This window comes from Pseudomonas sp. ITEM 17296 (assembly GCF_028895205.1).
In the GTDB taxonomy this organism is placed as follows: Bacteria; Pseudomonadota; Gammaproteobacteria; order Pseudomonadales; family Pseudomonadaceae; genus Aquipseudomonas; species Aquipseudomonas kermanshahensis.
In genome coordinates, this window is the sequence record NZ_WJRS01000008.1 from 65481 (window position 1) to 84000 (window position 18520).

Annotated in this window: 15 protein-coding genes and 1 tRNA gene; 4 read left to right on the forward strand and 12 right to left on the reverse strand. The window is 63.8% G+C overall.

The features are described from left to right. Positions 1-33 precede the first annotated feature (33 nt). On the forward strand, positions 34-2415 hold the full coding sequence (locus tag GIB19_RS11650) for a TonB-dependent receptor (protein ID WP_274886043.1): 2382 nt from the start codon (positions 34-36) through the stop codon (positions 2413-2415). Between the two features lie 7 nt (positions 2416-2422). Beyond that, complete coding sequence (locus tag GIB19_RS11655; RefSeq protein ID WP_274886044.1) at positions 2423-4021, forward strand: alpha/beta hydrolase-fold protein; 1599 nt, start codon at positions 2423-2425, stop codon at positions 4019-4021. A 154-nt stretch (positions 4022-4175) separates the two neighbouring features. Here GIB19_RS11655 and GIB19_RS11660 read toward each other — a convergent pair whose 3' ends face one another. The 6 genes from GIB19_RS11660 to GIB19_RS11685 all read right to left on the reverse strand — a co-directional run bounded on the left by GIB19_RS11660 (position 4176) and on the right by GIB19_RS11685 (position 10160). Next, entirely contained in the window at positions 4176-5876 is a 1701-nt protein-coding gene (locus tag GIB19_RS11660; protein ID WP_027594124.1) for a SulP family inorganic anion transporter, read from the reverse strand. A gap of 227 nt (positions 5877-6103) precedes the next feature. After that, positions 6104-6177: transfer RNA gene (locus GIB19_RS11665), tRNA-Gly, on the reverse strand. Between the two features lie 124 nt (positions 6178-6301). After that, positions 6302-7186, reverse strand: a complete 885-nt coding sequence (locus tag GIB19_RS11670; RefSeq protein WP_274886045.1) for an alpha/beta fold hydrolase — start codon at positions 7184-7186, stop codon at positions 6302-6304. 543 nt (positions 7187-7729) lie between these two features. Then, complete coding sequence (locus tag GIB19_RS11675) at positions 7730-8422, reverse strand: pseudouridine synthase (RefSeq protein ID WP_274886047.1); 693 nt, start codon at positions 8420-8422, stop codon at positions 7730-7732. Between the two features lie 33 nt (positions 8423-8455). After that, positions 8456-8677, reverse strand: a complete 222-nt coding sequence (locus GIB19_RS11680; protein WP_027594127.1) for a cysteine-rich CWC family protein — start codon at positions 8675-8677, stop codon at positions 8456-8458. Continuing rightward, the gene (locus tag GIB19_RS11685) at positions 8670-10160 is read right to left on the reverse strand and encodes a sensor domain-containing diguanylate cyclase (protein ID WP_274886051.1); all 1491 of its coding nucleotides are present in this window, start codon (positions 10158-10160) and stop codon (positions 8670-8672) included. Before GIB19_RS11685 ends, GIB19_RS11680 begins: the two co-directional genes overlap by 8 nt. A 212-nt stretch (positions 10161-10372) precedes the next feature. On the opposite strand from GIB19_RS11685, the gene GIB19_RS11690 reads away from it, so the two are divergent. Then, positions 10373-10813: a hypothetical protein gene (locus tag GIB19_RS11690; RefSeq protein ID WP_085273582.1), complete on the forward strand. Its 441-nt coding sequence runs from the start codon at positions 10373-10375 to the stop codon at positions 10811-10813. 236 nt (positions 10814-11049) lie between these two features. Here the strand turns inward: GIB19_RS11690 and GIB19_RS11695 are convergent, their stop codons facing one another. Further along, on the reverse strand, positions 11050-12156 hold the full coding sequence (locus GIB19_RS11695; protein ID WP_265968403.1) for an enoyl-CoA hydratase/isomerase family protein: 1107 nt from the start codon (positions 12154-12156) through the stop codon (positions 11050-11052). A 126-nt stretch (positions 12157-12282) separates the two neighbouring features. Here GIB19_RS11695 and ung point away from each other — a divergent pair, with 126 nt between their 5' ends. Continuing rightward, positions 12283-12975 (forward strand): uracil-DNA glycosylase, encoded by a 693-nt coding sequence (gene ung, locus GIB19_RS11700; protein WP_027594131.1) that lies wholly within the window; start codon positions 12283-12285, stop codon positions 12973-12975. Positions 12976-13011: 36 nt separating this feature from the next. Here ung and GIB19_RS11705 read toward each other — a convergent pair whose 3' ends face one another. The 5 genes from GIB19_RS11705 to GIB19_RS11725 form a co-directional block, all read right to left on the reverse strand. Next, entirely contained in the window at positions 13012-14043 is a 1032-nt protein-coding gene (locus tag GIB19_RS11705; RefSeq protein WP_274886054.1) for an AbrB family transcriptional regulator, read from the reverse strand. Continuing rightward, positions 14036-15550: a tripartite tricarboxylate transporter permease gene (locus GIB19_RS11710; protein WP_027594133.1), complete on the reverse strand. Its 1515-nt coding sequence runs from the start codon at positions 15548-15550 to the stop codon at positions 14036-14038. Before GIB19_RS11710 ends, GIB19_RS11705 begins: the two co-directional genes overlap by 8 nt. A gap of 3 nt (positions 15551-15553) precedes the next feature. Further along, positions 15554-16012: a tripartite tricarboxylate transporter TctB family protein gene (locus GIB19_RS11715; RefSeq protein ID WP_027594134.1), complete on the reverse strand. Its 459-nt coding sequence runs from the start codon at positions 16010-16012 to the stop codon at positions 15554-15556. 139 nt (positions 16013-16151) lie between these two features. Then, positions 16152-17132, reverse strand: a complete 981-nt coding sequence (locus GIB19_RS11720) for a Bug family tripartite tricarboxylate transporter substrate binding protein (protein ID WP_027594135.1) — start codon at positions 17130-17132, stop codon at positions 16152-16154. 32 nt (positions 17133-17164) lie between these two features. Next, positions 17165-18454 (reverse strand): OprD family porin, encoded by a 1290-nt coding sequence (locus tag GIB19_RS11725; RefSeq protein ID WP_027594136.1) that lies wholly within the window; start codon positions 18452-18454, stop codon positions 17165-17167. Between the last annotated feature and the right edge of the window lie 66 nt (positions 18455-18520).

The following is an 18520-nucleotide window of genomic DNA, read 5'->3' on the forward strand; positions in this document are numbered from 1 at the left end:
AACGGTGAACCCCTCCAAGAGCAAGGACCCTTCATGTCGTTCGCCTCCACCCGTTTATCCGTGCCACTGCGCCACCTGGCCCTGGCCTGCGCACTGGGCAGCCTGTTGTCGCCGGGCATGGCCCTGGCTGACAGCCAGCCACTGGCCCTGGATTTTCCTAGCCAATCGCTGGAAACCACGGTGCACGCGCTTGCCCGCCAGTCCGGTGTGGCCATTGCCGCTGACAGCCGGGTACTCGCGGGCCGCAATGCGCCTGCCCTGCACGGGCGCTTCAGCGTGCTGCAAGCCTTGCAGCAGTTGCTGATCGGCACCGACCTGGTGGCCGAGGAGCACAACGGCGTGGTGACCCTGCGCAGCACCGCCGAGGACGGCGCCTTGACCCTCGGCGCCACCAACGTCAACGCCGCCGGTTTCAACAGTGAACTGCCCGAGGCCTACAGCGGCGGCCAGGTGGCGCGCGGTGCACGGCTTGGCATGCTGGGCAATCGCGACATCATGGACACGCCATTCAACATCACCGCCTACACCGCCAAGACCATCGCCGACCAGCAGAGCGGCACGGTTGGCGCCGTGTTGCGCAATGACCCGTCGATCCGCTTCAGCACCGGCGAAGGCCATGCCTACGAGAACTTCATGATCCGTGGCTATGGCCTGGAATCCTCGGAACTGGCGGTAAATGGCCTGTACGGCCTGGCGCCAGATGGCCATGTGCCGACCGAATTCCTCGAACGGGTCGAAGTGCTCAAAGGCCCAAGCGCATTGCTCAGCGGCATGGCGCCCAATGGCGGGGTGGGCGGCAATGTCAACCTGGTACCCAAGCGTGCCGGCGATGCCCCACTGACCCGGCTGACCACAAGCTACGTTTCCGACGGCTACTTTGCCCAGCACATCGACGTGGCCCGACGCTTTGCGGATGGGCGCTTTGGTGTCCGCTTCAATGGGGTGTATGGCAGTGGCGACATGGGTGTCGAAGAACAGTCCAAGGACCGCACGCTGGCCGCCCTGGCGCTGGATTACCGAGGTGACGACTTCAAGCTCGAACTGGATGCCTACGAGACCCATGAGAAACTCGACAACGGCAGCCCGATGATGGCGGGCTTCAGCGAGCTGGGCTACGTGACCAAGGCGCCCAAGCCCGACACCAACGTGCTGGAAGGCATCTATGCCAAACAAGTCAGCAAGGCAGTGGTGCTGCGCGGCGAGTACCAGCTCAACGACGACTGGACGGCATTTGCCAGTGTGGGTGGGGCGCGCACGTACTACGACGGCTTCCTGAACGGCACCCGCATCCGGGTGCAGGCGGCCGATGGCAGCGCCAAGGGGCAGACTTACAACCAGGCCGGCTACACCCACAGCCTGTCCAGCGAGGCCGGCCTGCGCGGCAACTTCATGACGGGGCCGGTCACCCACCAGCTGGTGTTGACGACGTCGCTGCTGCACCAGGACATCGGCCGAGCGCCCACGGTCACCGGCGCCACCTACGACACCAACCTCTATCGCCCGGTCAAAGGGGTGATTGCCGGTGATCACGGCTCGAACGACAAGACCGGCGACAATACCTTGTCCAGCTTCGCCCTGGCCGACACCCTCGGTTTCTTCGACGAGCGTGTGTTGCTGACCCTGGGTGCGCGTGCCCAGCGGGTTCGGCAGAAGATGAGCAAACCAACGGCCTATGACGAACGCAAACTGACCCCGGCCTTTGGCATCGTGGTCAAGCCTTGGGATGCGCCGGTGTCGCTGTACGCCAACTACATCGAAGGCCTGACCCAAGGTGGCACGGTGACCGAGGTAGGGGCCCTGAACAAGGACGAGCAATTTGCGCCGTACGTGGCCAAGCAGATGGAAGCGGGCGTGAAGTGGGACCTGGGCACGTTCAGCCATACCCTGGCAGTGTTCCAGATCGAGAAACCCAGCATGGTCAAGAACACCCGCGGCGACACCTTCTGGTACACCGATGATGGCGAGCAGCGTAACCGTGGCGTGGAATGGAACATGTTCGGTGAAGCCGCCCCTGGCGTACGCCTGCTGGGCGGGGTGACCTACACCCGCGCCGAACTGAGCAAGACGGCCAACGGTACCCTGGATGGCAACACCGCCCGCGGTGTACCGGCCTGGTCGGCCAACCTCGGCGCCGAGTGGGACCTGCCCTGGGTCGATGGCCTGACCCTGACGGCACTGGGCATTCACAGCAGCTCGCAGTACCTGGACGACGAGAACACGCTGAAAATCCCACAATGGACGCGCTACGACCTGGGCGCGCGCTACGCCACCCGCGTGCTGAGCAAGGACGTGACCCTGCGCGCCAGCCTGGAGAACGTCGAGAATCGTGCCTACTGGGCGGGGGTGTTCAACCCGGGGTATGCCACCGTCAGCGAACCGCGCACCTTGAAGCTGTCCGCCAGCGTCGACTTCTGAGGTGCGCATGAACCGCATCTCTCTCATCCGTTGCGCCTTGCTGCTGGCCTTGACCAGCGCCGTGGCGCAGGCTGCAAGCGAAGCCACGCTGCAGCCCGGTCAGGCTGTCAACGGCCAGGCCATGTCCGCAGGCAGCACGGTCTGGCACGTTGGGCTCAAGGCAGGCGACCTGGTGCGAGGCCGGGTCGACGGCGACGTCAGCCTGCGCCTGCTGGACCCGCAGGGCAGGCCCTTGCGCCTGTTGATCGACGGCCAGGACCAGCCGCGCGCGTTCATCTTTGTCGCCGACAGCCCGGGTGCATATGGCTTGCGTGCAGAGCCACTGGACGGGCGCCCGGGCGCCCCTTTCAGCCTGCGCCTGGAGCAGGTACTGGCGCGTGCCGAGCAGCAGCAAAGCCCACCACGGCTGGCCAGCCCGGCCCTGGCCGAGTTGGCCGGGCAGCTTGCCCAGGGCGGTGATACCGAGGCGTTCTGGAACGCGCGAAAGGCCCAGGGCACGCCGCTGGTCGAGCGGCTACCGGGCCAGCCGCAGCAGCGCCTGGTGACGTTTCTGTGGCGCGGCGCCCAGCACAATGTGCGGATGTTCGGCGCGCCTTCGGGCCGTCACGAAGCGCTGCAACGGCTTGGCACCAGCGATGTCTGGTACGCCAGTTTCGAGGTCCCGGCCAGCACCCGGCTCAGCTACCAAATGGCGCCTGATGTGCCACCGTCGGATGACCGCCGGGTGATTCTTGCCACCACGCGCCGCGACCCGCTCAACCCTGCCACCTTCGCCGACAGCAGCGGTGATGCCTGGCTGTCGCGTTCACGCCTGGAATTGCCGGATGCGCCACCGCAACCCTGGGTAGCCGAGCGGCCGGGTATCGCCCGTGGCACGCTCGAACGCAAGCGCCTGGCCAGCGACGTGCTGGGCAACACGCGCGATGTCTACCTGTACCGACCGGCTGGCTGGCGCCCGGGTGCTGCAGGACAGGCCTTGCTGGTGCTGTTCGACGCCCACGCCTATACCCGCCAAGTGCCTACGCCGACCCTTCTCGACAACCTGATCGCCGATGGCCTGATCCCGCCCACGGCAGCCATCATCATCGCCAACCCCAGCGACCTCAGCCGCCAGCAGGAGCTGCCACCCAACCCACGGTTTGCCCGTTTCATGGCCGAACAACTAATGCCCTGGGCGCGACAACACGGCTTGAGTGCACCCGCGGCCCGTACGGTCATCGCCGGCTCCAGCTACGGGGGGCTGGCCGCGTCCTACCTGGGCCTGATGCACCCTGAGTTGTTCGGCAATGTGCTGAGCCTGTCGGGGTCGTACTGGTGGGCCAAGGACGGGGAAGAGCCAGGCTGGCTGACCCGTGAGTACGTCAAGGCAACCCCCAAGCCGCTGCGTTTTTACCTGCAATCGGGGCTGTTCGAAGGCCCGACGATTCTGGATACCAACCGCCACCTGCGCGATGTGTTGCGTGCCAAGGGCTATGCGGTGGAAGCGGTGGAGTACCCCGCGGGGCATGATTACCTGCAATGGCGCGGGTCACTGCCGTGTGGCCTGGTGAGCCTGATCGGCAGGCCGGGTGAGGCCAGTTCCCAGGCGTGCGCTGAATACCGTTGATGCCCTGCATCCCCTGTAGGAGCAGCCTTGTGCTGCGAAGAGGCCAGCGCAAACAGCGAAGGGTATGTGTTGTCACTGGCCTCTTCGCAGCACAAGGCTGCTCCTACAGTAGAGGGTGATTGGCCTGGATTCAGCGTAAGCACGTTGACGCGTTTTACTCCGGTGTTGACACGTGGCGACTCCTGTTCCGCCACACCCGATACGCGCGGATCCCGGCGCGTACCGAGCCGAACAGCAGTTTGTCCTCCATCTCCCGTGCCATCCCTGAGCGCACCAGCATGCGCAGGAAGGTGCCGCGGGCGCGGGCGATGGCGAAGAAGATGCCTTGGGCAGCCAGGGTGTCGCGGACTTCGCGCAGCGCGGCAATGCCGCTGACGTCGATGCTGGTCACCGCTTCGGCATCGAACAGCACGACCTTGGGCTGGGCCTGGCTCTGCACGGCTTCCAGCAGGCGCATCTTGAAGTAGTCGGCATTGAAGAACAGGATCGCATCGTCGAAGCGGTACACCACCAACCCCGGCACGGTGCGGGCGTCCTTGAATTTGCGAATGTCGACTTGGCCCTCGGTGCCCGGCAGCCAGCCCAGCACTGCGTCGGTGGGCTGGTAGATGCTGTACAGCAGGCGCAGGATCGCCAGGGTCACGGCAAACACGATACCCGGCAGCACGCCCAGGCCCAGCACGCCGACCGTGGTCAGTAGGCAGAGCCAGAACTCGAAGCGGCTGAGGCGCCGGATGCTCTTCAGCGACTTGATGTCGATCAGCCCCCAGCCCGCCATCAGCAACACGGCCCCCAGCGCCGCCTGGGGGATCCAGGCCATGGGGGCGGTGAAGAACAGCAGGATCAGGGCGATCACCAGCGCAGCGATGATGCCGACCAGCTGGCTCTTGCCGCCGACCATGTCGTTGACTGCGGTACGCGAGTCGGCGCCACTGATGGCAAAGCCTTGGGACATCCCGGCCGCCAGGTTGCTCACCCCGAGCGCCACGAACTCATGGTTGGCGTTGATGGCGTAGCCATGGCGTGCGGCAAAACTGCGCGCTGTGAGCATGGCGCTGCAGAAACTGACGGTGGCAATACCCAGGGCGTCGCGCAGCAGGCTTTTCATTTCTGCCAGGTTGCTTTGTGGCCAAGCCAGTTGCGGCATGCCGGCCGGTACCGGGCCGAGGATGGCGACACCGAAGCGGTCCAGGCCGAACAGGCCTACCACAACCGTGAACAGCGCCACCGCCACCAGCGCCGCCGGTAGCCGTGGGTAGCGCTGCGGTAGCCAGATCAGCAGCGCCAGCGCGGACAGGCCGATGGCCAGGGTCACCCCATGAATCTCGCCCAGGCGCTGGAGGAAGTTGACCAGGCTCAGGATGAACCCATCGCCCTCGATCTTGAACCCGACCACCTTGGACAACTGCCCGGCGATCAGGCTCAGGCCAATGCCATTGAGGTAGCCGATCAGGATCGGCCGTGAGAAGAAGCTGGCGATGAACCCGGCCCTGGCCAGGCCCGCCCCGATCAGCATCACGCCCACCAGCACGGTGACAATTACCGACAGCTCGGCAATACGCTGCGGGTCGCCCAGCGCCAGCGGTGCCACGGCCCCGGCGATCATCGCGCAGGTGGCGGCGTCCGGGCCGACCATCAGCTGACGCGAGCTGCCGATCAGCGCATACACCATCATCGGTAGCACGCAGGCATACAGGCCATATTGCGGCGGCAGGCCGACGATTTGTGCGTAAGCGATGGCGATGGGGATCTGGATAGCCGCCACCGAAAGCCCAGCCTGCAGGTCGGCATGAAACCACTCACGGCGGTAGTGCAACAGGTTGGCGAGGCCAGGTAGCCAGCGGGACAGAAACATGCGCGGTCCTTTCGAAATGTTTCACGAATCCATCAAGCATATGCGCTTCAAGCCGTTTCGCTTACAAGCGGATTCGCCGGCCGCGCATTCAAGCGCAACGGCTGGGAAGTGGCCATGGGCCAGATCAACAAAAGGGGCATGAAAACGAATAGGCAGAAACGAAAAAAGGAGCCGAGGCTCCTTTTGACAGCGATGACGTTGCTGGAACGCCATGCGGGAATGCGAGGTGGAGCGGGTAGAGGGAATCGAACCCTCAACTAAAGCTTGGGAAGCTTTCGTTTTGCCACTAAACTATACCCGCGTCTGCGTTCGACTTTTTACCAGAACCCTCATCGAATTAGAAGCCCAAGTTATAAAAAGGGTTATAAAAAAGCTTGTCGGCGACCCATAGCCTGCGGGTAAAGGGCTACAGGACGCCGAGGCGCTCAGATGGCCAGTGCATGCTGCCCCTGTACGTGCTGGTAGCGTTGACGTGGCTCACGCTCGGTTGGCTTGAGGAAGCCGAGCAGCGCACTGCGGGTGTCTTCGCAGGCCGCCTTGGTCTCCATGTCGAGGAAGTGCCCAGCATCGCGAATCACGCTGAAGTGGCTCTTGCCCACATGGCGACCAAACTCGCGCGCATCTTCAGCCGTGGTGTACTCATCGCGGTCGCCGTTGATGAACAGCACCGGGATATCGATGTTGCGCGCACCACTCAATGCCCGTTCCAAGTCATGTTGCAGCACTTCGTTGATGTGGAAGTGCATCTGCGCGTACTCGTGGCTGTCCAGGCTGCTCACGTGGCGATAGTTGAAGCGCTTGAACAGCGACGGCAGGTGCTTGCCGATGGTGTCGTTGACCAGGTTGCCGACCTGGTAGCGATCACAGGCGGCCAGGTACTGGCAGCCACGGTCCAGGTAGTCGCGCATCGGTTCGTTGATCACCGGCGAGAACGAGCTGACTACGGCTTTCTTCACTCGCCGCGGCTGGTGCGCCAGCGCCAGCAGCGTGCTCGCACCGCCCCACGAAAACGACATCACGTGATCGGCCTGGAAGTGCTCGATCAGCTCAAGGAGGATATGCGCCTCGGTCTCCTTGGTGATCAGCCGTTCCTGGCGGTTGTGCGGTTTGGATTTGCCAGCGTACGGCTGGTCGAACAGCACGACGTTGAATTGTGGGTGCAGGTTCCGCACTGTCTGGGCGAACGAGGCCGTGGTGGCCAGCGAACCGTTGATCAAAATGATCGTCTTCTCGGCTGCATCCGCGCGATGGAACTCCGTGTAAACCCGATACTGACCTTGGATATCAAGTACAGCGATTTCTGGCCTCATGTCATCGACTCCTGGCGCAAAAAGGGTATTCGCGTCACCTAGGGTGCACGTTCTTTATGACAGGTAGGCATTTGCCTTGAAGAGTAACCGGGGGGCCCTGTGTCGATCCTTGGCACACATGTCGACGGTATTGTTTTAGGCGGGCAATTTGCCGTGCCCCAAGGCATCTAGGCCTTGGGTGGCCGGCAAAAAGGTGTCTTCGACTGCGGGCGTGACTCATGAGTCACATGCAGACTGACGATTTGGATTCAAGCAGTGGGCTGGGGATCCTGCAAGTGCCGTTGGGGGAAATATGTGACTTGGGCCGCCGGGCGGTCGTGTGACACTGCCAGTGTTGCCTTTTCTGGCCTCTTCGCGGGCAAGCCCGCTCCCACAGGTACTGCACAAGCCTCCAACGCTGTGGAGTCCTGTGTGAGCCACAGGTACTGCACAGGCTTCCAACGCTGTGGAGTCCTGTGGGGGCCACAGGTACTGCACAGGCTTCCAGCACTGTGGAGATCCTGTGGGAGCGGGCTTGCCCGCGAAGAGGCCAGTGCAAACACCCTAGACCGAGTCGATTTCCTCGGCCGTCAACGCCCTGAATGCCCCCGGTGCCAACGCCGGATCCAGGCGAATCGCGCCCATGCTCTCGCGGTGCAGCCCCACCACCTTGTTGTCGAAATGGCCAAACATGCGTTTGACCTGGTGGTACCGCCCCTCGACGATAGCCAACCGGGCCTGGCGGGGGCCAAGGATGTCGAGTTGGGCGGGCAGGGTGGTGAGGTTTTCGAAGGCGAAATACAGGCCTTCGTGGAACTTGGCAGCATAATGCTCGCCAATCTCGTCCTCGGTCTCTACCAGGTAATGCTTGGGCAGTTTGGTCGTTGGCTGGGTCAGGCGACGCGACCATTGGCCGTCGTTGGTCAGGATCAGCAGGCCGGTGGTGTTGAAGTCCAGGCGCCCGGCAATGTGCAGGTCGTCGCGCAGTTCAGCGGGCAGCAACTCGAGCACCGTGCGGTGTTGTGGGTCCTGGGTGGCGCTGACGCACCCGGTCGGCTTGTTGAGCATCAGGTAGCGCGCCGGTCGCCCGGCCTGCAGCAGTTGCTCATCCACCTCGACGCGGCTGAACTCACGCACCTCCGTCAACGGGTCGACTGCCACTTGGCCATCGACCCGCACGCGGCGCTGCACCAGCAGCAGGCGAACGTGCTGGCGGTTGTAGCAGGGCAGGTTGGCAAGAAAACGGTCGAGGCGCATGGCAAAGGGGGCTGAAGTTAAAGGCCGCGCAGTCTAGCGCTTTGTGCCGGGCGGCGCTGCCTGCAGTTGCGCTTCGACCGCTGCGCAGCGCGGGCACAGGCAGGCCTTGTCACGCAACTCGGCAGGCAGGGCCTGGAGCACGGCGGGGTCGATGGTCACGCTGTAGCACCAACAGGCCTGCGTGGCGCTGCGGGGGTCGGCCAGGCTGCACTGGTTGAGGGCGCCGCAGGCGGGGCAGTGCTGGCTGTCATTCATGGTCGGGTCCGGAAACTTCACTGCAGACGCGGTTGCGGCCGGCCTGCTTGGCATGATAGAGCGCACGGTCGGCGCGGGTCAGCAGGGCATGCAAGGTATCGCCCGGTTGCAGGCTGCTCAGGCCGATGCTGGTGGTCAGGCGCAACGGTCGGTCGTCGTAGCTGAAGGTCAGCTGTTCGGTGCGGCGGCGGATTTTTTCCGCCACTTCCACCGCTTGCCGGCCTTCTGCCTCTCGCAGCAACACGATGAATTCCTCACCGCCCCAGCGGCAGAGTATATCCGACTGGCGCAGGCTGCCCTGCAGCACATTGGCGAACTGGCGCAGCACTTCGTCGCCTGCCAGGTGGCCATGGGTGTCGTTGAGCACCTTGAAGTGGTCAAGGTCGATCAATAGGGCCACCAGCGGGCCGCTGTCGCGCTGGGCCTCATGCAGGGCCTGGGCGGCCAGCAGGTCGAAGCTGCGCCGGTTGGGCAGGCCGGTGAGGCTGTCGAGGGTGGCCAGCGCCTCGGTGCTGGCCTGGTGGCGCTTGACCATCGCATGCACCAGTAACAGCACCACCAGGGTGATCATCGCGCAGATTGCCAGGTTCAGGTACAGCGAGTGGCGGATGCGGTCCAGGGTACCGGTTTCGCGCTTGTCCACCAGCAGGTACCAGTCCAGCTCGGGCAGGTGCCGCACATTGAGAAAGTGGCTGTGGTTGTCGCTGTCGCGGTATTCGTGGCTGCCTTCGCCAGGTACCGGTTGCTGTGCCAGCAGGTCGCTCAGCTCGGGGTTGTCGCTAAGCGGCTGGCCGACGCGCAAGCCGTGGGGGCCACCTTCGGAGCCGGTCAGCAGGACCTTGCCCTTGGCATCGGTGAACAGCACCGAGCGTTGGTAGCGGCGCTGGTACTCGTCGATCAGCTTGACCACCGACGACACACTCAAGCCCACCCCGGCCGCGCCGATGAAGCGGTGTTGGTAGTCCAGCACCTGGTAGTTGATGAACACTGTCAGGCTGTCCTGGTTGGCCATGTCCAGGTCGACATTGATCTCATAGGGCGCCTTGAGGTCGCGCAGGCGAAAGTACCAGGCATCGCGCCAGCTGCCGGGCTTGATCTGCTTGAGTACGCCCTTGGCCTGGTAGTAGGTGAGGCTGCGGTCGGAGACGAAGAACGAGGTGAAGATGTCCTGCTTGCCCATGATCTCGCCCAGGTAGCGGGTGATGCGCTGGGTGTCCTGCTCACCGGACAGTACCCAGTCCCGCAAGAAGGTGTCCTGGGCCATCATCGAGGCGATCAGCACAGGGCGGATCAGGTCTTTCTGGATTTCCGAATAGACTGTGTCGGAGGTCAGTGGCAATTCGGTATTCACGATGCCATCGCGAATGGCACTGCGTGAGGCGAAGTAGCTGAGCAGGGAAGTGGCGAGAAAGCCGCTGGCCAACAGCATCAGCAGGGTGACGATCAGCGAACGCTGCGAAAACAGAGCGGAACGTGCAGGCATGATCTTCCCGTGATGTGTGCCAAGGCGGTCATTCTAGTGAGATGACCGGTAAATGACTGCAAGTTTTTCAGGGTTATCGCACCTGTTTCAAATTATTGCAAAAATGGCACTGCACCTCGGTATGGCGGTCTTATTCAGTGTCGATGAACGCGTTTTGCATCGACGCTCGCCAGCGCCGCTGTTCGGGCACTCCAGCGGTCCAGGAGGCCGCCATGTCCTATCGAATTCTGTTGATCGCCCTGTTGGGTCTGATGACGTCTGCCTGCGCCCCTTACTACGGCGGCGGGGGCTACTACCGATCGGATTACTACTCCACCGACCGTTATGTGTCGCCGGGGTATTACCGATACGACCGCTACTATGTAACGCCGCAGCCGCGTTACTACTACCAGCCCGCACCTCGTTATTACCGCCCGGCGCCGGTGCCGCAGTACAGGCCCCACCCGCAGCCAGGCATGAACCAGTGGCATGGCAACCCGCGGTATGACTACGGCAATCGCCAGCGCTATGACTATGGGCGTGACCGTGACCGCCATGACTATCGCGATGGCAGCCAGCGGTATCAGAATGATCGTTGGCATTCCAATGGGCGAGGGGACCGTGACCGCAGGCCAGATGGCGGCCGGGGGCAGGGCCGCAACTGGCAGCGGTAAGATGCCAGAGGGGGCCCCAAGCGGTAATGCTGTTCACTTAAGAATGCCGGGGCCGCTCTGCGGCCCATCGCGGCACAAGGCCGCTCCCACACCGACCGCGTTATGCCTCTATTTACAGGGCATGCGCGAACACTGTGGGAGCGGCCTTGTGCCGCGATGGGCCGCAAAGCGGCCCCAATACAGGCGATGGATAACTTAAGTGAACAGCATTACCCCAAGCGGCCCCTTTTTATGGCTCAATCCAAATCCGCCAGTGGATGGCGCCCCTCCCAGACCTTGGTAAAATGCGCCTCGACCACCGCCGCTGGCACCTGCGCCACATCCGGCCAGTGCCAGCGCGGCTGATTGTCTTTGTCCAGCAGGCGCGCGCGCACCCCTTCGCTGAATTCCGGATGACGGCAGCAATTCAGGCTCATGCCGAACTCCATCTGGAATACCTGCGCCAATGACAGGTGCCGGGCCCGGCGGATCTGTTCCCACACCAAGTGCGCGGTCAACGGGCACCCCTCATGCAGGCGTTCACCCGCTTCGGCCAGCAGAGGGTCGTTGTGATGTTTCAGGCGTTGCAGCGCATGCCATGCGCCGGCGGGGTCGGCGACATCCAGCAGCTCATCGATCACTTGGCGGCGGGGCAGCCATTGCGCCTCGGGTAGCTCCTCGCAGGCACGATGCTGCTCGGCCTTGAGCAGGCTGTTGAGCTGCAACTCGGTCTGCTCCTGCCAGTTCAGCTGCAACAACTCTTCGATCAACTCCTCCTGCTGGTGCTCGCCGAAGAAACGATCGGCGAGACCCAGGTCGAGGGCATCGCGGGCATTGATCGGGGCGCCGGTCAGCCCGAGGAACAGCCCCAGCTTGCCCGGCAGACGGGCGAGGAACCAGCTGGCGCCGACGTCGGGGTAGAGGCCGATGCTGATCTCTGGCATCGCCAGCCGGCTGCTGGGCGTGACGATGCGCACATTGGCGCCTTGCAGCAGCCCCATGCCGCCACCCAGCACATGCCCGTGCCCCCAGCACAGCAGCGGCTTGGGGTAGGTGTGCAGCAGGTAATCGAGGCGATACTCGGCAGCGAAGAAGGTGGCGGCCAGCGGCGGCACGCTGCCGGGGTGATCGCGGCAAGCCTGGGCCAGCGCCCTGACGTCGCCCCCGGCACAGAACGCCTTGGCGCCATTGCCTCGCAGCAGCACGCAGACCACGCCAGGGTCGCGGGCCCAGGCGTGCAACTGCTCGCCGAGCACTTCTATCATCCTCAGGTTCAGCGCATTGAGCGCCTTGGGTGCATCCAGGGTGGCGATGCCGATGCAGGCGCCATCGGCACCGGTGAGTACCTCGCAATGAATAGACATGGACTACCTCTCGCAGGTCATCGCACAAGTATGGCCTGCCTGCGGGATCATGCCGGTCGTCGGTCGGATCGTTTGACAAGCGGAGGAGGCTTACCTAGTGTCGCGCCATTGTTTACGGATGGCCCCATGACTGACGACGATCGCATCAAACTCGAACCCAGCTGGAAAGCCGCATTGCGCGACGAATTCGACCAGCCCTACATGCATCAGCTGCGCGAATTCCTGCGCCAGGAGCACGCGGCCGGCAAAGAGATCTACCCCCCGGGCCCGCTGATCTTCAATGCCCTTAACTCGACGCCGTTGCAGCAGGTCAAGGTGGTGATCCTCGGCCAGGACCCGTATCACGGCCCAGGCCAGGCCCATGGCCTGTGCTTCTCGGTGCAGCCGGGCATTGCCACGCCGCCGTCGCTGGTCAATATCTACAAAGAGCTGCAGCGCGACCTGAATATTCCGATCGCCAGCCACGGCTACCTGCAGAGCTGGGCCGAGCAAGGCGTGCTGTTGCTCAACACGACCATGACCGTGGAACGCGCCAACGCGGCTTCACATGCCAAGAAGGGCTGGGAGTTCTTTACCGACCGGGTCATCCAGGTGGTCAGCGAGCAGTGCCCGAACGTTGTGTTTCTGCTGTGGGGCGCGCATGCCCAGGGCAAGCAGAAGCTGATCGATGGCACCAAGCACCTGGTGCTGAAGTCGGTGCATCCGTCGCCCTTGTCGGCGTATCGGGGCTTCCTCGGTTGCGGGCACTTCAGCCGGGCCAACAGCTTCCTCGAACAGCGTGGGCTGGCACCGATCAACTGGGCCTTGCCGCCGCTTTGATGGCATGAAACACCGCGAAGCAGGCGACGCGGTGTTTCAGGCTTTTTCTGCGTTCCAGAGCCGGAACAGCGGCTCTGCCAAAAACAACACGAACAACAACCGCATCACTTGCAGCGCTGTCACCAACGGCACCGACAGCTGCAGGGTTTCCGCCGTCAGGCTCATCTCCGCAATCCCGCCGGGCATCATCCCCAGGGTCAGCGAACGCAGGTCTAGCGCCGTCATCACGCTCAACCCCCACGCTGCGCTGCCGGCAATCAACATGCACAGCGCCGTGGCCAGCAGCGTACGGCCCAGAAACGAAGGTGCGCGGCGGAAAAACGCGCGGTTGAAGTGGCAGGCCAGGCCGCTGCCAATCAGCCACTGGCCGATTTGACTAGCGCCATCAGGCAGCCCGATCTGCAGATTGCCCGCCAGGCTAACCGTCGCCGCCACCAGCAGCGGCCCGAACAGCCAGGGGTTGGGCTGGCGCAACCGTTGCCAGATGAAGCCCGCGGCTATACCCAGCGGGGCGATCAACGCTAGCCAGCCCCAGCTCACAGTGCCGGCATGATTGAGCGGTACACCGTCACCCATCAAGAACTTGAACAGCGCCGGCACGCACAGCACCACTGCCAACACACGCAGGCTTTGCGCCGCCGCCACCTGGCTGAGCACCGCGCCATTGCGCGCGCCCAGGTTGACCATCTCACCCGAACCGCCCGGCATGCTGGCGAAGAAGGCGGTTGCGCGGTCTTCGCCGGTACGTCGCAGCAACCACACGCTGATCACGCTGGACAGGGTAGTGAACAGCGCGCCAAAGAAGATCAGCAGAAAGTGGCTGCCCACCTGTTCGATCACGGCGGGGGTGAAGTGCAGGCCGATGCCCAGGCCGATGATGCATTGCCCGCATTTGCGCCCATTGGGGATTTCCGACAGCTGCCAGGGGGTCAGGCAGCGCACCAGGATGATCGCCAACAACGCGCCGACCATCCAGGGCAAAGGCCAGCCGACCTTGCTGGCGAGATACCCGCCAGCAAGGCCGACCAGCCCGGTAGCCCAATACAGGGGCAACGACCGATCAGGCATCAGCCATGGCCCGGCGCTGCAGGCTGCGCTTGCGCCAGATACGCAGCAGCGGCAGGCACAGCATGCACACCACCAGGACCCACACGCCCATGCTGATTGGGCTGGACCAGAGGATGCCCAGTTCACCGTTGGAGATCGACAGCGCACGGCGCAGGTTCTGTTCCATCAGCCCGCCGAGGATGAAGCCCAGCAGGATCGGCGACAGCGGGAAGTCCAGCTTGCGCAGGATGTAGCCCATGATGCCGATGCCGACCATCAGGAACAGGTCGAAAGTGGTGGCGTGCACGGCATACACGCCGATCCCGGTGATGATTGCGATCACCGGCACCAGCGCCCAGTTCGGCACGGCGAGGATGCGGGTGAAGATGCGGATCATCGGGATGTTGAGGATCACCAGCATGATGTTGGCGATGAACAACGAGGCGATCAGGCCCCAGACGATGTCTGGCTGCTGTTCGAACAACAGCGGGCCGGGGGTGATGTTGTACAGGGTCAGTGCGCCGATCATCACCGCGGTGGTGCCCGAACCTGGCACGCCGAGGGTCAGCATGGGGACCAAGGCGCCGCAGCAGGAGGCGCCGATAGCGGTTTCTGGCGCGGCCAGGCCACGGGCATCACCCTTGCCGAACTTGCCGCTTTCGCCAGCGATACGCTTCTCGGTCATGTAGGCCACGGCGCTGGCCAGGGTCGCGCCGGCACCTGGCAGCACGCCCATGATGAAGCCGAGCAGGCCGCAGCGGATGTTCACCGCGAACACCGAAGCTGCTTCCTTGACGTTGAACAGCATGCGCCCAGTGGCCTTGACCGCCTGGTGGCCATGGTGGGTCTTTTCCAGCAGCAGGAGAATTTCGCTGATCGAGAACAGCCCCAGCACCAGCACCACGAACTGGATGCCGTCGGCCAGGTGCACGCTGTCACCGGTGAAGCGGTAGACGCCGCTGTTGGCGTCGATGCCGACCGCCGACAGGAACAGGCCGATCAGCGCAGCGATGAATGTCTTCAACGGTTTGTCGCCGGCCATGCCGCCCAAGGCGACAATGGCGAACACCATCAGCACGAAGTATTCCGCCGGGCCGAAGGCGATCGCCCATTTCGCCAGCAGCGGGGCGAACAGCACCATGCCGCAGGTGGCGATGAAGGCGCCGATGAACGAACTCCAGGCAGACAGCGACAAGGCAACGCCTGCCAGGCCCTGGCGGGCCATCGGGTAGCCGTCGAGGGTGGTCATCACGGTCGAAGCTTCGCCCGGGATGTTCAGCAGGATCGAACTGATGCGCCCGCCGTATTCGCAGCCCAGGTACACCGCAGCCAGCAGAATCAGCGCCGACTCAGGCGGCAGGCCCAGGGCAAAGGCGATGGGGATCAGCAGGGCCACGCCGTTGATCGGGCCCAGGCCCGGCAGCAGGCCGACCACGGTGCCGATCAGGGTGCCACTGAGGGCGGTGACCAGGTTGTACGGGCTCAGGGCGACGCCGAAGCCCTGGCCCAGGTAGCTCAAGGTATCCATGTGTCAGTTCTCCAGTACGCTCAGCAGGCCAAGGGGCAGGGGCACGTCCATCACGCGGTCGAACAGCCAGTAGAGGAACAGGCTCATGCCGACCACGACGATGGCGCTGTGCAGCCAGCGGCCGCCGTACAGCCGGGCCATGGGCAGGCCGACCAGGATGGCGCTGAGGATGAAACCCAGAGGTTCGAAGGTGGCAGCGAAGACGATCAGCAGGCCGACACAGGCGGCGATCTTGATCAAGGTTTCGCGGTCCAGTTCTGGCTCGTCGTCTTTGCGCACGATGGGCGTTGGGCGGATGGCCAGGTAAAGCAGGCCCAGGCCCATCAGGCCGAGCATCAGCAGCGGATAGGCCCGCGGGCCAACCGGTTCGTAGGAAAACGCAGCCTGGTACGGCCAGGCCATCACGGCCAGGGCGGCGCATACCGCCAGCAGGACCAGGGCGAAGAGGCGTTGCAGGATCATCGGGGAATCCTCGTTGGACGCGGACTCTGTGGGAGCGGGCTTGCCCCGCGAACACCGGCAAAGCCGGTGCCATGCACCGAGGTGCCAGCTTCGCGGGACAAGCCCGCTCCCACAGGGATCTGTTCAGGTAGTCGGCGAGTTACTGAATCAGGCCGAATTCCCTGGCCAGTGCCTTGTAGTCAGCCACCTGCTTCTTCACATAGCCGTCCAGCTCTTCGCCGGTCATGGCGAACGGGAACAGCTCGCGCTGGTCACGCAGCTTGGCAAAGTCTTCCGAGGCCAGCATCTTGTCGAACGAGGCCTTCCACCAGGCGTAGTCCTCGTCGCTCACCTTCGGCCCCAGGTAAAAGCCGCGTACCACCGGCCAGACGATGTCGTAGCCCTGCTCCTTGGCGGTAGGGATGTCCTTCATCTCTGGCTCGTCCAGGCGGTTTTCGGAGAACACCGCGAGGATGCGCATGTTGCCGCTCTGGATGTGCGGCATGGAGTCGGAGATGTCGGTGGAGCCGACCTGGATGTGCCCGCCCAGCAATGCAGTGGCAATTTCACCGCCGCCTTCCAGGGCCACGTAACGCAGGTCACGCGGGTTGATGCCGGCGGCCTTGGCGATCAGCGCGGTTTGCATCCAGTCTTGGCTGCCGACCGTGCCACCGGAGCCGATCACGACCTTGCTCGGGTCTTTCTTCAGGGCAGCAACCAGGTCGTCGAGGGTTTTGTAGGGCGAATCGCTCTTCACGGCGATGGCACCGTAGCTGGTGCCGACGGCTGCCAACCACTTGACCGCGTTCTCGTCGAAGCGGCCGAACTTGCCTTGGGCCAGGTTCAGCAGCGAGCCACTGGACCACGCCACCAGAGTGCCGGCATCCCCTGGGCGCTGGGCCACCACGGCGTTGTAGGCCACCGCGCCGACGCCGCCGGGCATGTAGGTGACACGCATGGGCTTGCTGAGGATTTTCTCCTGCACCAGGGCGCTCTGCACCAGTTTGCAGGTCAGGTCGAAGCCACCGCCGGGCGAGGCAGGGGCGATGCATTCAGGGCGTTTCGGTTCGGCAGCAAGGGCGTTGCCGGCCAGCAGCAGGCAGCCGGTAGCGAGGACGAGGCGGCGCAGTGAAAAGGTCATCGTCAATCTCCGTGAGCGTTGTTGTTATTGGGTTACCACAGGGCCACGCTGTAGCTCACCAGCAGCCGCACTTCGTCGGCGTCGCGGGCAAAATTCGAGCGGAAGGTGGCGTTGCGCAAGCGCACGGCGACGTTTTTCAACGGGCCGCTTTGTACCACGTACTTGAACTCGGTGTTGCGTTCCCACTCCTTGCCCTCGCTGCCATCGGCGCGGCTGACGTTGTCGCCGCTGATGTAACGGGTCATGAAGGTCAGGCCGGGGATGCCCAGGGCCGCGAAGTTGTAGTCGTAGCGCATCTGCCAGGAGTGCTCGTCGGCACCGGCGAAGTCGTTGATCTGAACGAAGTTGACCAGGTACGGGTCGGCGCCATCGATGTAGGGGAAGGCGCTGTCGCCGGACAGGTGCTGGTAGGCGGCACTGACCTTGTGCCCGCCCAGGGCGTAGCTGAGCATGCCGTTGACGGTGGTGTTGTCGATGTTGCCGGCCTTGGCGGCGCCGGCATCGTCACTCACGGCCAGGCGCAGGTCAGCGCCCAAGGTGCCCGGCCCCCACGGCTGGGTGGCGACCATGCCGAGGAAGTGCTGGCGGTAGATGTCGTCGAGTTGGGCGAAGTGGTAGCTGCCGGTGATGCGATCGGTGAACTGGTAGTCCAGGCCCGCGAGGTCGAGGTTGTCGGCGGTGAAGGTGCCACCGAAGCGGCCGTTCTTGTTGTTGAGGGCCAGGTCTTCCCAGTTGGTGTCGTTGCGGTCCTTGGCCTTTTCCAGACGCCCGCCGGTGAAGGTCAGGTGGCTGATTTCTTTCGAGGTGAGCAGGCCGCCTTCGAAGGTTTGCGGCAGGATGCGCCCGTCGTTGGGCTGCAGGGTCGGCAGCTCGGGGATCAGCGTGCCGATCTTCAATTCGGTCTTGGAGACTTTGACCTTGCCGGTCAGGCCGAGCTTGGAGTATTCATCGGCGGCCTTGCCGTCGTCATGGGTCGGCAGCAGGCCGGTGTCGGTGCGGTCGGGGCTGGAGTCGAGCTTGATGCCGAGCATGCCCAGCGCATCCAGGCCAAAGCCTACAGTGCCGTCGGTGTAGCCGGACTCGAAGTTGAGCATGAAACCCTGGGCCCATTCGTCGCGCTTGGATTGCTGCGCGCTGGTGCCGTCGCGAAAGTCGCGGTTGAAGTACATGTTGCGGGTTTCGAAGGTCGCCGTGCTGTCTTCGAAGAAGGCGGCCTGGCTCATGGGCGCGACACCGGCGAGCGCAAGGGCGCTGGCGATGGCAGAAGGGCGTGCGGCAAAGGAACGGGTAGGCACGAATGCCTGCGGCTGCGATGACAGCATCGTCGATGACTCCGTTTATTGTTCTTATTCGTTGCACCTTGCTGGTGCTTTTTTCGGCGCGTGGGG

What these genes read in the sequence shown, in the direction of transcription:
- GIB19_RS11695 (WP_265968403.1), bottom strand. Translation starts at nt 12,156, where the DNA reads ATGTCTATTCATTGCGAGGTACTCACCGGTGCCGATGGCGCCTGCATC.
- ung (WP_027594131.1), top strand. Translation starts at nt 12,283, where the DNA reads ATGACTGACGACGATCGCATCAAACTCGAACCCAGCTGGAAAGCCGCA.
- GIB19_RS11710 (WP_027594133.1), bottom strand. Translation starts at nt 15,550, where the DNA reads ATGGATACCTTGAGCTACCTGGGCCAGGGCTTCGGCGTCGCCCTGAGC.
- GIB19_RS11705 (WP_274886054.1), bottom strand. Translation starts at nt 14,043, where the DNA reads ATGCCTGATCGGTCGTTGCCCCTGTATTGGGCTACCGGGCTGGTCGGC.
- GIB19_RS11725 (WP_027594136.1), bottom strand. Translation starts at nt 18,454, where the DNA reads ATGCTGTCATCGCAGCCGCAGGCATTCGTGCCTACCCGTTCCTTTGCC.
- GIB19_RS11715 (WP_027594134.1), bottom strand. Translation starts at nt 16,012, where the DNA reads ATGATCCTGCAACGCCTCTTCGCCCTGGTCCTGCTGGCGGTATGCGCC.
- GIB19_RS11675 (WP_274886047.1), bottom strand. Translation starts at nt 8,422, where the DNA reads ATGCGCCTCGACCGTTTTCTTGCCAACCTGCCCTGCTACAACCGCCAG.
- GIB19_RS11670 (WP_274886045.1), bottom strand. Translation starts at nt 7,186, where the DNA reads ATGAGGCCAGAAATCGCTGTACTTGATATCCAAGGTCAGTATCGGGTT.
- GIB19_RS11720 (WP_027594135.1), bottom strand. Translation starts at nt 17,132, where the DNA reads ATGACCTTTTCACTGCGCCGCCTCGTCCTCGCTACCGGCTGCCTGCTG.
- GIB19_RS11690 (WP_085273582.1), top strand. Translation starts at nt 10,373, where the DNA reads ATGTCCTATCGAATTCTGTTGATCGCCCTGTTGGGTCTGATGACGTCT.
- GIB19_RS11650 (WP_274886043.1), top strand. Translation starts at nt 34, where the DNA reads ATGTCGTTCGCCTCCACCCGTTTATCCGTGCCACTGCGCCACCTGGCC.
- GIB19_RS11655 (WP_274886044.1), top strand. Translation starts at nt 2,423, where the DNA reads ATGAACCGCATCTCTCTCATCCGTTGCGCCTTGCTGCTGGCCTTGACC.
- GIB19_RS11685 (WP_274886051.1), bottom strand. Translation starts at nt 10,160, where the DNA reads ATGCCTGCACGTTCCGCTCTGTTTTCGCAGCGTTCGCTGATCGTCACC.
- GIB19_RS11680 (WP_027594127.1), bottom strand. Translation starts at nt 8,677, where the DNA reads ATGAATGACAGCCAGCACTGCCCCGCCTGCGGCGCCCTCAACCAGTGC.
- GIB19_RS11660 (WP_027594124.1), bottom strand. Translation starts at nt 5,876, where the DNA reads ATGTTTCTGTCCCGCTGGCTACCTGGCCTCGCCAACCTGTTGCACTAC.